The sequence below is a fragment of the Streptomyces griseomycini genome (assembly GCF_014203535.1).
In the GTDB taxonomy this organism is placed as follows: Bacteria; Actinomycetota; Actinomycetes; order Streptomycetales; family Streptomycetaceae; genus Streptomyces; species Streptomyces griseomycini.
Genome location: NZ_JACHJI010000019.1, coordinates 18,947 through 31,831 on the forward strand (window position 1 = coordinate 18,947; position 12,885 = coordinate 31,831).

The window sequence follows — 12,885 nt, forward strand, 5'->3', positions numbered from 1 at the left end:
CCGGCACAGCGAAAGACCAGGTCAGAGGGGGGGTCGCTCTGGCTCAGCGACTGAAGCGACCCAGAGGCCGGGTATATGAAGCCTTCCTGCGTGCGCGTGTGCGTCATATATAGGAGCCTTCAGTCGCTTCAGTCGCTTTCTTGCTCCGCTGCGGCTCCTGACCTGCGATTTCTTCCAGCTACCGAGACAGCTACCGAAAAACGAAGAGTCGCTGCCCCCCGCCTTCGGTAGCTGATCTCCTTCCCCGGACCTCCTGACGAGGCCTCAGGAGCAGACACAGGGTGCAGTTTTCCCGGCGTTCACGCCCCCCTCCGGGACGCCTCCGCTAGTCTGTGTCCGTCGTTCGGTCGCTTCGGTCGCTGTGAGGGGAACTACATGCCTGCTGAGCTGCGGTTTTCTCGCAGCGACTCAGGACCGGCGCCCCCTGCCCCTTCGGTCGCTGCCCCCTTGGTCACCGCTCAGTGGTGCGCCCAGCAGGGCTGGCCCGTCCTCCCCCTCTCCCCGGGCCGCAAGACCCCCGCGGCCAACTGCGACGCCTGCCGCAGGCCCGGCCACACCCACGACGGCTGCCCCTGCCGCGCGGCTGGCCGCTGGTGCCACGGCTTCAAGGCGGCGACCCTCGACCCGGAACGCATCGACCAGTGGTGGTCCGCCAACCCGCACTTCGGCGTCGGCGTCGCCTGCGGGCCCGCAGGCCTCGTCGTCATCGACGTCGACGCCCACCAGGACAGGCGACTGCCCCCACGCGACCGTCTGCTGCCCGGCATCGAGATCAGCGAGCACGTCGACCTGACGGGCCTCTCCACCGGGTTCCACACCCTCGCCGTCCTGGCGGCCCTGGCCGGCCACCCCAGCCCCGCGCAGGACACCACGACGCTGCGGGTGAGAACCCCCTCCGGCGGCATGCACATCTGGTACCAGGCGACCGACAGCCGCCGCTGGCAGTGCTCCACCGGCTCCACCGGCGGCCGCGCCCTGGCCTGGCAGGTCGACGTACGCGCCCACGGCGGCTACATCATCGCGCCCGGGACCACCACGCCCGCGGGAACGTACACCGCGATCGGCCCGGCCCGCCGGCCGGCCCCCCTGCCCGCCTGGCTGGCCGCCGAACTCGAGCGCACGGGCCACGCTCCCGCCGTCCGGTCCCCTGCCCCGCGCCCCGTGCCGCCCAGGGCCCGACAGGCCGTCATCGAGGCGGGCGGCGGCCGCGACCGGGCCGGCCGTGTCCTCGCGGGCCTCCTCGAGGACGTCGCCGCCTGCGGGGCGGTCTCCGAGGGCGCGGGCTTCACCGACAAACTCAACCGGGCGGCCTTCACCGCCGGTGGCCTGGTCGCCGGCGGACACCTCCCCTACGAGGCGGCCCACGAAGTCCTTCTGCGGACCGCCGAACTGGCCCGGCCGGGCCAGCACCAGCGGGCGGCTCAGATCATCCGCAGCGGCATGGACGCGGGTTCCCGGCGCCCCCTGGACCTCGGGAGCCGTCCGTGACCGAGTACCCCGACGACCGCCTCTTCGACTTCGACGCCCACGCCGTGGCCGCCCAGATCGTCGCCCACGCCACCGCCGTACCCGCCCAGAACCGGGAGGTCCCACCACCCGCCGGTCACGTGGCTGCTGAGGGGTTGGTGCCGGATACGCTCAGTGACCGGGGTAATGCCAAGTTGTTCGTCAGGTTGTATGCCAATGACTATCGGCATGTGCCTGGGTTGGGTTGGTACCGGTGGGATGCCACGCGTTGGCAGATCGATGAGGACGACACGGTGATGTGGGCGGCGGGGGATCTGGCGGAGAACATCGCCGTCAGCGATCCTCGTGGTGTCTTCACCGTCCAGGCCTTGCAGCAGCACCGTCGTCGGGCTCTGAGCACGGCGGGTATGAACGCGATGCTGGTGCAGGCCAAAGCAGCCCCCGGCATGGTCCTCAACGCGGCCCTGCTGGACGCCGACCCCTACGTCCTGTGCACCCCCGCGGGCATCGTCGACCTGCGCACCGGCCTGATCCGCTCCCCCGACCCCAACAAGGACTTCCACTCCCGCTCCACCACCACCGGCCCCCGGGAGATGCCCACGCCGCGTTGGCACCGGTTCCTCGCCGACACCTTCGGCGAGGACGGTGAGGGTGTGGAGATGGTCCGTTTCCTGCAGTTGCTGCTGGGTTATTCGATCACCGGGGACGTCGGTGGTCAGGTGATGCCGTTCCTCTTCGGTTCCGGCAAGAACGGCAAGTCCGTCCTCCTCGACGTGATCATGAAACTCCTGGGCGACTACGCCGACGCGGCCCCGCCCGGCTTCCTGATGGCCCGCCCCTACGAGGGGCATCCCACCGACCTGGCCGAGCTCCACGGGCGGCGGGTCATCGTCTGTTCCGAGGTCAAGCCCGGTGACAGGTTCGACGAGGCCCGGGTGAAGCTCCTGACGGGCGGTGACCGCATCAAGGCCCGCCGCATGCGCCAGGACTTCTTCTCCTTCGAGCCGACGCACAAGCTGTGGCTGCTGGGCAACCACCGCCCCGAAGTGGGTACCGGCGGCTTCGCGTTCTGGCGCCGCATGCGGCTGATCCCGTTCGAACGGGTCGTCTCCGACGACCGCAAGATCGACAACCTCGCCGACATCCTCGTCAGGGAGGAGGGCCCGGGCATCCTCAACTGGCTCGTCGAGGGAGCCCGCCGCTATCTCGCCGGTGACAAGGACCTCGCCGGCCCCGAACGCGTCCGCATCGCCACCACCGCCTACGCGGAGACCGAGGACCACACCGGCCGTTTCTTCGAGGAGTGCTGCGTCCTCAGCCCGGACCACCGCGCGGAACAAGCCGGCCTCTACGCCGCCTACCGCACCTGGTGCCGGAACGAAGGCGCACCCGCCATCTCCTCCCGCGCCTTCGCGGCACGAGCCCGCGAGCTGGTCGGCCTGGCCTCACCCAAGGAAATGATCCTGTCCAACTCCCGCAAGTACTACCCAGGCATCGGCATCGCGGTGCTCGCGGAGGAGGAGATCCCATGAGCTCCCTCATCACCGACGACGAGATCCGTGACGAGACCGAGCTCGTCTGGCTCGAGGACATCGAGAACCTCGACTACGTCCGGCAGAGCCTCGACCGCCTCCCCACCCGGCGCGGCAGGCCCGCCTACCACCGCGACGGCCGCATGATCGGCTACGCCCAACTCGGCCCCCGGGCCAAGGCCTCCCGCTCCTCCGGCACCTTCCGCCGCCGCGTCTTCTGGCTGCTCCCCCACGACCGCGACACCGACCCCGACGGCCTCTACGTCACCGGAGCCCCCGCCGAGGCGGTCGACCCCCGCACGCTGAAGGCGGGCAGCAAGGGACGCAAGACCGAACGCTCCGAAGGGGGCCCGCCCTCCACCGCCATGCAGGAGATGGGCATAACGCTCCCCCTTTGACCGGGGCTTCGGCAGCCGGGTGGCGCCGGGGTCCCGGCGGGTGGGGACACCGAGCAGGCGGGCGGTGGCCGTTGCGGGTGGGCGGCGCGCTCGTCGCCGGTCTGCCCGGGTGCGGCGTCGCAGGGGGGGCCGTACCCCCCTTCCCGGGTCGCGACCCGCTGCGAGCACGAGAGGAGAATGGGGCGGGTGAACCCCCGCGACCTCGAACTCACCCTTGCCGCCGCCCGTGCGGTCGGCCCCTGTCCGCCCGGGGAGGAGGCCGCCTGGACCGACCAGGTCCGGGCCCGGGCCGTCCACCTCTACACCCTCGCCGACACGGTGGGGCAGGACCTCCAGCGCCTGGACGCCGCGAAGCAGTTCACGGCCACCCTGCTCACCGTGCGCGTCGAGCCCACGAGCACCCGCGGACTCCTGGTCGTCCGCAACACTTCCGGAGAGCTGGAGCACCTGCGCACCGACCGTGGTGACACGGACGCCGGCCGGGCGATGATCGAGCGTGCCCGGACGCTGGTCGGACACCGGCTGCGCGTGTACCGCCTCAACGAGCAGATGGCCTCCAACGCCAAGCTGCAGGTGCGCACCGTCGTTCACCTGACCGACCACGGCCCGGACACCGACCCCGTGCACGAACACAGCGCGAAGGAGAACGTGCTGGCCGCAGCCGAGGGCGACAAGGAGTCCGCCCGCCGGGCCTGGCTCGAGGCCGGCCTGCCCGAGACGGGCTCGGTGACCGTGCGCCAGCTCGCCGAGGCCCTGGCCCGGCTGCCCGTCGCCGACACGCCGTAGCCCTGGCCGCAGCCACGGCCCCCCGCTGCGCTGATCCCCCTGCCGGGGTCCGGACCGCAGAACTCCGAGAACCGGACACCAGGTGCCTCGGACCGGCCGCGGTGCCGTGCGGGCGACGTCCGTGATCGGTCCGGATCGCTGTCCCGGGCCGCGTTCTCGCGGTCCCCCGAGCAGGATCACCTTGTGGAGCGGCTCGCGTCCGGCTCGTCCGCGGAGCCGCCTCTCGGTCTTCCCGATGCGGTTCACGGCGCCCCCGGTGCCGCCGGAACTCCGGTGCCGGGGGCGCCCGGAGGACCTGGCCCCTGTCCGCCCGGCCATCCGGCGATCGGGCCCGCCGGGCCCGCCCGTCTGGGCGAACCCGGTCGGCCGGGCGCCGTCGTCCTCGCCGGATGCGCGGCCACGGGGACTCAGACCTGGTTCAGGCCGCCGTCGACGTACAGGCTCGAACCGGTGATGAAGCTGCTCTGCCCGGAGGCGAGGAAGGCCACGGCGGCGGCGATCTCCTCCGGGCGTCCCAGCCGGCCCAGCGGCACCTGCGCCGCCAGGTTCTGCCTGAGGCCGGCGGCCTGCTCCGGGTCGGGGGCGAGCCCCGACAGCCCGGGGGTGTCGGTCGGACCGGGCGTGACGGTGTTGACCCGGATGCCGCGCCCCTTGAGTTCGTTGGCCCAGGTCCGGGCGAACGATCGGGTGGCGGCCTTGGTCGCCGCGTACACGCCGAACGCCTCCGCGCCGGCATCCACGTTGGTGGAGCCGTTCAGGATCACCGAGGCGCCGTCGTTGAGCAGGGGCAGCGCCTTCTGGACGGTGAACAGCGTGCCCCGGGCGTTGATGCCGAAGAGGGTGTCGAAGTGCTCTTCGGTGACCTGCTCGAGCGGCACGAACTCGGCGACGGAGGCGTTCGCGAACAGGACGTCCAGGCCCCGTCCCCGGCCGCGGACCGTCTCGTAGATGCGGTCCAGGTCGGCCAGGTCCGAGATGTCGCCGGTCACCGCGGTGGCCGCTGAACCGATCACTTCGACGGCCGCGTCGAGTTCGGCCTTGCGCCGGCCGGTGATGAACACGTGTGCGCCCTCGGCCGCCAGCCGTACCGCGCTGGCCAGGCCGATTCCGCTGCCGCCGCCGGTGACGAGAGCGGTCTTTCCCTCAAGCAGTCCCATGGGGACAACCTCCTCAGACTTCTGCATCGATCGATGCAGAAGTCGAACGGTAGCACTTCCGCATCGATCGATGCGGAAGAGGTAGGCTGCGGGGGTGGGAACCAAACAGAGCGGCCCCGTCGGCCGGCCGCGAGGATTCGACGCCGACGAAGCTCTCGAGCGCGCCATGCTGGTCTTCTGGGAGCACGGCTACGAAGGGGCCAGCCTGGCCGGCCTGACCGAGGCGATGGGCATCTCCACCACCAGCATGTACGCGGCCTTCGGCAACAAGGAGGAGCTGTTCCGCAAGGCCCTGGAGCGCTACACCGAAGGCCCCGGCGGATATCTGACCCGGGCCCTCGAGGAGCCGACCGCCCTCGGCGTCGCCACCGCGATCCTGGCCGGCACCATCCGGACCACCACCCGCCCGGCCCGTCCCCGCGGGTGCCTGGGCGTCCAGGGAGCCCTGGCCACCAGCGACCCCGGGCGCGGCGTCCGTGACCTTCTCGCCGCGTGGCGCAACAACGGCTGCTCCTGCGTGCGGGAGCGGTTCCAGCGAGCCGTCGACGAAGGCGAACTGCCTCCCGGGACCGATCCGGGACTCCTGGCCCGCTACGTCACCACCTTGGCGTTCGGCATCGCCGTGCAGGCCGCGAGCGGTGTCGCCCGCGACGAACTCCAGGAGATGGCCGACGCCGCCCTGCGCAACTGGCCGCTCGCCTGAGGACCACCCGGCACCCGGAGGCCGTGCGGTGTCCGGCCGCGGACCGGAACGCCTCGTGGGTGGGGGTGAGGGCGCCTTCGTCCCGGCCACCAGGTCCTTGAGCGTCTTCTCCCGACCGCCGGGAACAGGGCCCGGCGTACGACCCCGTCGGGCTTGTCGACGGTGGTCGTCAGCTGCTTCTCCACCCGCCGCTCAGCACGGGCATCGATCTCGTGGACCAGGGCGGTCGGCAGGCCGAATCCTCGGAGAGCCACCGTCAGCGCGTCCGGTGCGCGGTCGCGTCTGTACCGGTCCGTGCCGGTGCCGGGCAGGCGGTGGACGTGGTCGGCCGGCTCGTTCCGGTGCCCGGTGAGGGCGTGGTGCTCCGCGAGGGGAACGGCGGCACCGCAGGGGGAGTCCGCGTCTGCAGCAGTGGTGTCGGGAGGACCGTTCAGTAGAGCGGGAAGGCCCAGCCGCCGGGGTACCAGGGTTCGCGTTCGCCGCGGAAGGCCGCCGAGGCCCGGGAGAGCGCACCGCTTCGCAGTTCCTCGACGAGGCCGGCGGCCGCGAGGGCCGTCAGCGAGGTGCCGCCGAGGAAGGCCGCGCCGAGTTCCGCCGCCGTCAGCCGCAGGTCGGCCGGAGTGGTCGTGGGCTCGCAGTGGGCGTTGCCCGCTTCGGCCTGCAGCCGGTGGCGCCCGCTGTTCCACGGACAGAAGTCGTCCCGCACGTCCAGCACGAGGTCCAGCGGAAGGCTGTAACTCCGGCCGGCCAGGGCCCTGTCCACGTCGGCCAGCCGCAGCCACAGGCGGTCCACCGGTGCGGCCTGGACCGCCCGGGGCTCGACGAGCAGGTGCGGCAGGGGCTCGTCCAGGGCGCCCTCGTAGTCGATCCGGGCCACCAGGTCGATCCCGGCGAGGAAGCGCCACAGCGCCGCGTACGCCCGGCGCGAGCACGCCGCCAGTTCCGCCACCTCCACCACCGCGGCACTGCCGCCGGACCCGTCCGGGACGGAGTTGTGCCGGTAGAGCGCGTAGCCGGTGGCGCGTCCGTCGCGCTCGTGGTGCACGGCGAACCGGAACGAGGTCGCGCCGCCGCGCCGGTGCGGGTGGTCGGCGAGGCGCACCGCCCAGTGGGCCGCCTGCCGGTCGGGCCAGCCGACCGTGGTGGCGCGGACCCGGTCGTAGATTTCCTCGAGGAGGGGGCGGGCCTGGTCGGCGTGGTGCAGCCGGACGGTTCCGTCGCCGAAGTCGGTGTCCGGATGGAACCGCATGGCGCGCCGGTCGCAGCGCATCCGGTTGCCGACGGTCGCGGGGCCGTAGCCGTACCGTCCGTAGATGCCGGCCTCGGAGGGACGGAGCGCGGCGACCGCCTCTCGTCGCCGCTCGTGCAGGTCGGTCAGCTGGGCACGCATCATCGAGGTGAGGATGCCGCGGCGGCGGTGCGTCGGGGCCACGCCCACCGAGGCGATCCCCGCCACGGGCAGGACGCCACCGGGCACGGTCAGCATCCGGCGGTAGACGGAGGCACCGGCGACCGGCTCGCCCTCGTCGAACACGGCCAGGGTGCGGGCGAGGTCCGTCGCGGCTCGCTGATCGGCCAGCTCCTCCTCCGACCGGTCCAGGCCGTAGGTGTCGGCGATCATCCGCGCCCAGGGGACGAACTCCTGCTCGGCCACACAGCGGACCCGGAACTGGGAAGCAGTCATCGGACATGTGTACAACACCCGTGACGGGGCTGACGACCCCGCCCGCAGCCGGTCCGCCCTCGGCGCGCGCTGGGCGGCACCCGGCAGTCCGCCGGTCGGCGACTGACATGATGGGCGGCGGCAAGTCCCGGGTGTCCCTGGAGGATCGACCATGGCGCTCGAGAACGGAGCCGTCGAACGGGACGAGTGGTCCTGTGCGCCGGCTGTCGGCGTCGGGCCGCTCCGGTTCGGCATGACCGCCGGCGAAGTGGCCGAGGCGGCCGAGACGCTCGGCCGGACGGAGGTCAGCGAGTGCGCACGGGACCACGCGGTCTTCTCGCCGACCCGGAAGGTCGAGGTCCACCGTCGCGGGGCGGCCTCCTCGCCGCCTGCCGTCACGGCCTGTGTGAGCCGGGCCGCGGGGCTGTTCTGCATCGCTGTCGACGCCGTGCACGGTCCCCAGGTCGCGTACGACGGACTCCCGCTGGTCGGGAGGGACCTGTCGGAGCTGGAGAGCGACGTCATCGCGTGTGCCGAGGCAGTGGACGTGCCCTTCCGCTACACGCCCGAGGGCTACGCGGTACCGGATGACGCCGGGGTCGTGGTGCGCGGGCAACCGGTCGGGCGGGTCCTCCGATCGCGTCCGTTGTTCATGGTGAGGCGCGACGGCGCGCATACCGAACGGGACTCGATGCCCTCCGAGGAGTACCGCGTCGACGGCCGGTCCGCGACCTGACGCGGTGTGACCCACGACGTGATCACATCCGTCACCGCGCCGTCCGCTTCCACGACGCCGGCGCCAGGGTGCCGAGGTGAACCCCGTGCCGACGAGCCGGTGCCTGCAGCGGCCCTGAAGGCCGACGGGACAGCCGGTCCCGGCGAGCCTGGTCTCGCACGGTGGGAGGACCCTGCCGACGCCGTGAGCGGCGGCCGGGTCCCGGCCGCCCCGCACGGGTGCTCCCGCAGTGGGGCCGGCGTCCGTCAGGTCACCCGGCGGCGGATCCACCAGGCGCAGAACCCGGTCAGGGCCAGGGCGAGGCCGAGGTGGAGCCCGGTCTCGGCCCATTGGAGGGCCCAGAAGTTCCCGGCGGGCTGGTACGTCACCTGCTGCTGGTAGCCCAGGGCGCCGAGGTCGGCGATGCAGCCTTCGAACTGCTGCAGGGTGGGCGGGCCCGACTCGGTGCGCAGGCAGTCGGGGAAGGACGACGGCACGGGGGCCGGCTGACCGGCGGCGTCCAGCGTCTGCTGGGAGGTGATCCAGGCCCCGGGCACCTCGTCGAGGTGCGCGATGATCTGCCCGGCCTCGTCCTGGACGCTGATGGGGGCGCCGTCGGGCTCGATCGGCACGGTGGTCCGGTCCGGGGCGGCCAGGTGGGGCCGGACCCACGTCGGCACGGCGATCTGGACGGCGGCGTAGAGGGCGAACGTGGTGGCCATCGCGGGCAGGGTGCGGCGGATGACCAGGCCGAGGGCGACGCCCAGGACGAAGGCGAAGGCGGCATGGGCCATGGGGACGACACCCCGTGCGGCGAAGGCCACGGGGTCGAGCCGAGGGAAGTACGTGTCCGTCGCGCCGCCGCCGTTGACGGCCCGGTCGATGGGGCTGCTCCACCAGCTCACCGCGAGGCTGGTCAGTCCGGCGGCGGTCATGGAGGCCGCCGCACCGAGGCCCAGCTTGGTCGCCAGCCAGCGGGTGCGGGTGACGCCCTGGTTCCACGCGAGGTGGTGGGTGCCGGTCTCCAGTTCCCGGGCGATCAGCGGCGCGCCCCAGAACATCCCGATGACCGCCGGCACGGCGAGCACGACCAGCAGTCCGGTGTAGTAGAGGGTCTGGTCCGCACGGGAGACCTGGTCCACCAGGCCGCTGCCGGCCGTCCGGTAGAGGTCGGCCAGACGCGGGCCGGAGACCGCGAGGGTGGCGGCGAGGACGGCCACGGCGGCGAACAGCACGGCGGCCTGGGTGCGGAACTGACGCCAGGTCAGCCAGATCATCGGAGTACCTCCAGTGCGGGCCGGGTGTCGCGTACCGCATCGGCGGGCCGGGTCATGTAGGCCAGGACGATGTCCTCCAGACCGAGCGGGCTGACGGTCCAGGCCGGATCGTGGACCGCGGTGTCGGTGCGCACCAGGAGGGTGGTCTGCCGGTCGGTGTGGCTGGCGGTGATGACGTGTTGGCCGGCCGGGAGCGTGTCCGGGGCCCGGCGCGGTCCGGTGAGCCGGTGGTGGCAGGCGACCAGGTCGTCGATGTCGCCGGCCACCTGCACCCGGGAGTCGACCAGGACGATGATGTGGTCGCAGGTCCGCTCCACGTCGGAGACCAGGTGGGAGGAGAGCAGGACGCTCAGCTCGTGCTCGGCGACGGCCTCCATCAGGTCCTGCATGAACTCCCGTCGGGCGAGGGGGTCCAGGGCCGCGACCGGCTCGTCCAGGATCAGCAGTTCCGGGCGCTTGGCGATGCCCAGGGTGAGGGCGAGCTGCGCGCGCTGGCCGCCGGACAGCTTGCCGGCCCGCTGCTTGGGGTCCAGACCGAGGCGACGGATCCGGTCGCGCGCCACGTGGTCGTCCCAGTTCGGGTTGAGGCGCCTGCCGAGGTCGAGGTGGTCGGCGACGCTCAGCGCGGCGTAGGTCGGGGTGTCCTGGGCGACGAAGCCGACCTTGGCCAGCTGCTCCGCACTCGCGGCAGGACGGCCGCCGCATACCTCGATGGTCCCGGCCGTCGGGGTGAGCATGCCGGAGGCCAGGTTCAATAAGGTCGACTTGCCGGCGCCGTTGGGGCCGACCAGGCCGACCACCCGGCCGGCGGGGACGTCCAGGTCGCAGTTCTGCAGCGCCCAGCGCTGTCTGTACCTCTTGCCCAGGCCCTGGGCTCGCAAGACGGCGCTCACGCTACGTCCTCCCCGGCGGCGTTGCGGAACGTGTTCATGAACAGGGCCTCGATGCTCTCGTCGTCGAGCCCGGCCAGGCGGGCCTTGGTCAGCCAGCGCTGCAGGTCCTTGCGGAGCGGTCCGTGCGCGGCGAGCGTGCCGTCGGCCAGCGTCCGGGTCACGAACGTCCCGACACCGGGACGGGCGGCCACCAGGCCGTCGTGCTCCAGCTCCCGGTACGCCTTGAGCACCGTGTTCGGGTTGACCGCCATCTGCTTCGCCACGTCCTTGACGGTCGGCAGCCGGTCCCCCTCGTTCAGCAGGCCCAGGCGCAGGGCGTGCCTCACCTGCTGGACCAGCTGCTGGTACGGGGGCAGGCCGGACCGGCTGTTCAGGTGGAACTCAATCACCGGTTCCTCCATTTATCTAGTTGCCTAGCACTATAGCTCTCTGGGTCGACGGTTCGGCAAGGCGCGCGCCGCGGGCGCCGACCGCCCGGCGCTGAAGGGGGCCGGCCGCGAGGTCCGGCGAGCGCCGGACCTCGCCCGGGTGCCGGGGGACGACCGACTGCCGGCATCTCCCGGCCCGACCGGAGCGACCGAGGTATATTCCTTGACAAGAATATTCTCTGTGGAGAATAGTAGTGCTCATGAACGCACTCCTCGCCGCGCTGGCCGACCCGGCCCGCTGGCGGCTCGTGAGACTGCTGGCCGAGCGGCCCCGCCCGGTCGGCGTTCTCGCCCGGCTCGCCGAGGCGCGCCAGCCGCAGACGACCAAGCACCTGCAGACCCTTGAACGTGCCGGCATCGTCACCTCGCAGCGCACGGGCCAGCGCCGCATCTACGCGCTCCAGCCCGCCCCCCTGCGGGACCTGGCGGCTGCGCTGAACCGGCTCGCCGACACCGCGGACCAGGACGGCGGCCCGCGCGCGACCTACGACCGCTACGGACTCGGTCTCCGCGCGGAGCGGCTCGCCGCGGAGGAGCCGGGGTGGGCCGACGGCCGCCTGTTCAGGTTCCACCGGTCGCTGGCGGGGCCCCCCGAGCTGGTCTGGCGCCACCTCACCGAGGCGTCCCTGCTCGCCCGCTGGTGGACGCCGGACGACCTTCGCGTCTCCGAGCTCGTCTTCGAGGCGCGAGCGGGTGGGCGGATCGTCCAGGAGTACCGCGACGCCGAGGACGCCGACGGCTCCGACCCGGTCGCCGGCCGGGCGGAGGGAGTCGTCGAGGACGTGCGCCCCGGTGAGCGCCTCCGCTACCGGCTCTCTCCCGTGTCGCCCGACGGGGGCATCGCGTTCACTGCCCACGTCGACCTCGGCCTGAGGCCCACCGACACCGGCACGGACCTCGACGTCCACTGGCGGATCACGGACAGCACGGTCGACTCCGCCGACTTCGTCGCGGGCATCGAGATCGGCTTCGGCCAGAGCCTCGACAAGCTCATGGCGGCCCTCGCCGCAGACCCGCACGGCACCGACAGCACCGACAGCACCGACACGAGGAGCGCGAAGTGACCGACTCGACCGGCCGCAGGGTGACCGCGAACCTGGCTCTCAGCCTCGACGGGCGCTACAACGGTCCCGGCGGGGCCGACGACTTCGGCGCGTTCGCCCCGTACGTGACCACCGAGGTCGCGCGCAACCACCTCACCCGCATCCGGGAGGGCGCGACGACGGCGCTTCTCGGCAGGGTCAACGCCGAGGGATTCCTGGGGTACTGGCCGTCGGTCGCCGCGGACGAGAACGCCGATCCGCGTGATCGTGGATATGCGAAGTGGCTGGTCGACACGGAGAAGGTGGTCTTCTCGACCACTCTGGCCGAGGCGCCGTGGGAACACAGCCGCGTGGTGGACGCCCCCGCCGCAGAGGTCGTCGCCGGCCTCAGGACCACCGGTGAGGGCGACATCCTCGTCAACAGCAGCGCCAGCGTCATCAAGGCGCTCCTCGCGGCGGACCTGCTGGACCGGCTGTACCTCATGATCTTCCCCGAGATCGTCGGGGGCGGGCAGCGGCTGTTCGACGACGGCCTGCCGGGCACGAGTTGGAAGCTCACCCATCAGGAGACCGGCGACCTGGGCGAGATCGCCTTGGTCTACGACCGAGTGCGCTGACCCGGCCGATCAGCGCACTCGGCGGGCGGGCCGGCCGGCCCGGCAGGCCGAGGGGAGCGGCCCCGCGACGCTGTGCGGGCGCGGCCGCCGCCCACCGGTCGGAGGCGATGAGGTCCTGGAAGCCCTTCGTGGTGTCCCCGTGCGCGGTCGGTCGGCGACATCCTCGTCGTCGCGGACCGCCGAGGCCGGCCGTGCGGGGCTGACGG

Annotated in this window: 13 protein-coding genes; 8 read left to right on the forward strand and 5 right to left on the reverse strand. The window is 72.5% G+C overall.

Annotation, left to right across the window (positions count from 1 at the left end; genetic code table 11):
* The first annotated feature begins 375 nt into the window (after positions 1-375).
* The 4 genes from FHS37_RS33860 to FHS37_RS33875 all read left to right on the forward strand — a co-directional run bounded on the left by FHS37_RS33860 (position 376) and on the right by FHS37_RS33875 (position 4,183).
* Positions 376-1,488, forward strand: a complete 1,113-nt coding sequence (locus FHS37_RS33860) for a bifunctional DNA primase/polymerase (RefSeq protein WP_184828352.1) — start codon at positions 376-378, stop codon at positions 1,486-1,488.
* Complete coding sequence (locus FHS37_RS33865; RefSeq protein WP_184828354.1) at positions 1,485-2,999, forward strand: DNA primase family protein; 1,515 nt, start codon at positions 1,485-1,487, stop codon at positions 2,997-2,999. Before FHS37_RS33860 ends, FHS37_RS33865 begins: the two co-directional genes overlap by 4 nt.
* The gene (locus tag FHS37_RS33870) at positions 2,996-3,397 is read left to right on the forward strand and encodes a DUF6009 family protein (protein WP_184828356.1); all 402 of its coding nucleotides are present in this window, start codon (positions 2,996-2,998) and stop codon (positions 3,395-3,397) included. The genes FHS37_RS33865 and FHS37_RS33870 overlap by 4 nt, the downstream gene beginning before the upstream one ends.
* A 186-nt stretch (positions 3,398-3,583) precedes the next feature.
* Positions 3,584-4,183, forward strand: coding sequence for a hypothetical protein (locus FHS37_RS33875; RefSeq protein WP_184828358.1), 600 nt, complete (start codon positions 3,584-3,586; stop codon positions 4,181-4,183).
* Between the two features lie 407 nt (positions 4,184-4,590).
* On the opposite strand, the gene FHS37_RS33880 is transcribed toward FHS37_RS33875, so the two are convergent.
* Positions 4,591-5,340 (reverse strand): SDR family oxidoreductase, encoded by a 750-nt coding sequence (locus tag FHS37_RS33880; RefSeq protein WP_184828360.1) that lies wholly within the window; start codon positions 5,338-5,340, stop codon positions 4,591-4,593.
* 94 nt (positions 5,341-5,434) lie between these two features.
* Between FHS37_RS33880 and FHS37_RS33885 the strand changes: the two genes are divergently transcribed.
* Complete coding sequence (locus FHS37_RS33885) at positions 5,435-6,043, forward strand: TetR/AcrR family transcriptional regulator (RefSeq protein WP_184828362.1); 609 nt, start codon at positions 5,435-5,437, stop codon at positions 6,041-6,043.
* A 430-nt stretch (positions 6,044-6,473) separates the two neighbouring features.
* Here the strand turns inward: FHS37_RS33885 and FHS37_RS33890 are convergent, their stop codons facing one another.
* Positions 6,474-7,727, reverse strand: coding sequence for a GNAT family N-acetyltransferase (locus tag FHS37_RS33890; protein ID WP_184828364.1), 1,254 nt, complete (start codon positions 7,725-7,727; stop codon positions 6,474-6,476).
* A 151-nt stretch (positions 7,728-7,878) separates the two neighbouring features.
* Here FHS37_RS33890 and FHS37_RS33895 point away from each other — a divergent pair, with 151 nt between their 5' ends.
* On the forward strand, positions 7,879-8,442 hold the full coding sequence (locus FHS37_RS33895; RefSeq protein ID WP_184828366.1) for a hypothetical protein: 564 nt from the start codon (positions 7,879-7,881) through the stop codon (positions 8,440-8,442).
* 245 nt (positions 8,443-8,687) lie between these two features.
* Here FHS37_RS33895 and FHS37_RS33900 read toward each other — a convergent pair whose 3' ends face one another.
* From FHS37_RS33900 to FHS37_RS33910, 3 genes are read right to left on the reverse strand one after another with little or no spacing between them, the layout of a single operon-like run.
* Positions 8,688-9,698, reverse strand: coding sequence for an ABC-2 membrane transporter-related protein (locus FHS37_RS33900; RefSeq protein ID WP_184828368.1), 1,011 nt, complete (start codon positions 9,696-9,698; stop codon positions 8,688-8,690).
* A complete protein-coding gene (locus FHS37_RS33905) occupies positions 9,695-10,591 on the reverse strand; it encodes an ABC transporter ATP-binding protein (protein ID WP_184828370.1) in 897 nt (298 codons plus the stop codon). Before FHS37_RS33905 ends, FHS37_RS33900 begins: the two co-directional genes overlap by 4 nt.
* Positions 10,588-10,992 (reverse strand): GntR family transcriptional regulator, encoded by a 405-nt coding sequence (locus FHS37_RS33910; RefSeq protein WP_184828372.1) that lies wholly within the window; start codon positions 10,990-10,992, stop codon positions 10,588-10,590. The genes FHS37_RS33905 and FHS37_RS33910 overlap by 4 nt, the downstream gene beginning before the upstream one ends.
* Positions 10,993-11,219: 227 nt before the next feature.
* On the opposite strand from FHS37_RS33910, the gene FHS37_RS33915 reads away from it, so the two are divergent.
* Both FHS37_RS33915 and FHS37_RS33920 read left to right on the forward strand, forming a co-directional pair.
* Entirely contained in the window at positions 11,220-12,083 is an 864-nt protein-coding gene (locus tag FHS37_RS33915) for a metalloregulator ArsR/SmtB family transcription factor (protein ID WP_184828374.1), read from the forward strand.
* A complete protein-coding gene (locus FHS37_RS33920; protein ID WP_184828376.1) occupies positions 12,080-12,679 on the forward strand; it encodes a dihydrofolate reductase family protein in 600 nt (199 codons plus the stop codon). Before FHS37_RS33915 ends, FHS37_RS33920 begins: the two co-directional genes overlap by 4 nt.
* Positions 12,680-12,885: the final 206 nt, after the last annotated feature.

What these genes read in the sequence shown, in the direction of transcription:
- FHS37_RS33860 (WP_184828352.1), top strand. Translation starts at nt 376, where the DNA reads ATGCCTGCTGAGCTGCGGTTTTCTCGCAGCGACTCAGGACCGGCGCCC.
- FHS37_RS33915 (WP_184828374.1), top strand. Translation starts at nt 11,220, where the DNA reads ATGAACGCACTCCTCGCCGCGCTGGCCGACCCGGCCCGCTGGCGGCTC.
- FHS37_RS33870 (WP_184828356.1), top strand. Translation starts at nt 2,996, where the DNA reads ATGAGCTCCCTCATCACCGACGACGAGATCCGTGACGAGACCGAGCTC.
- FHS37_RS33880 (WP_184828360.1), bottom strand. Translation starts at nt 5,340, where the DNA reads ATGGGACTGCTTGAGGGAAAGACCGCTCTCGTCACCGGCGGCGGCAGC.
- FHS37_RS33900 (WP_184828368.1), bottom strand. Translation starts at nt 9,698, where the DNA reads ATGATCTGGCTGACCTGGCGTCAGTTCCGCACCCAGGCCGCCGTGCTG.
- FHS37_RS33890 (WP_184828364.1), bottom strand. Translation starts at nt 7,727, where the DNA reads ATGACTGCTTCCCAGTTCCGGGTCCGCTGTGTGGCCGAGCAGGAGTTC.
- FHS37_RS33910 (WP_184828372.1), bottom strand. Translation starts at nt 10,992, where the DNA reads ATGGAGGAACCGGTGATTGAGTTCCACCTGAACAGCCGGTCCGGCCTG.
- FHS37_RS33895 (WP_184828366.1), top strand. Translation starts at nt 7,879, where the DNA reads ATGGCGCTCGAGAACGGAGCCGTCGAACGGGACGAGTGGTCCTGTGCG.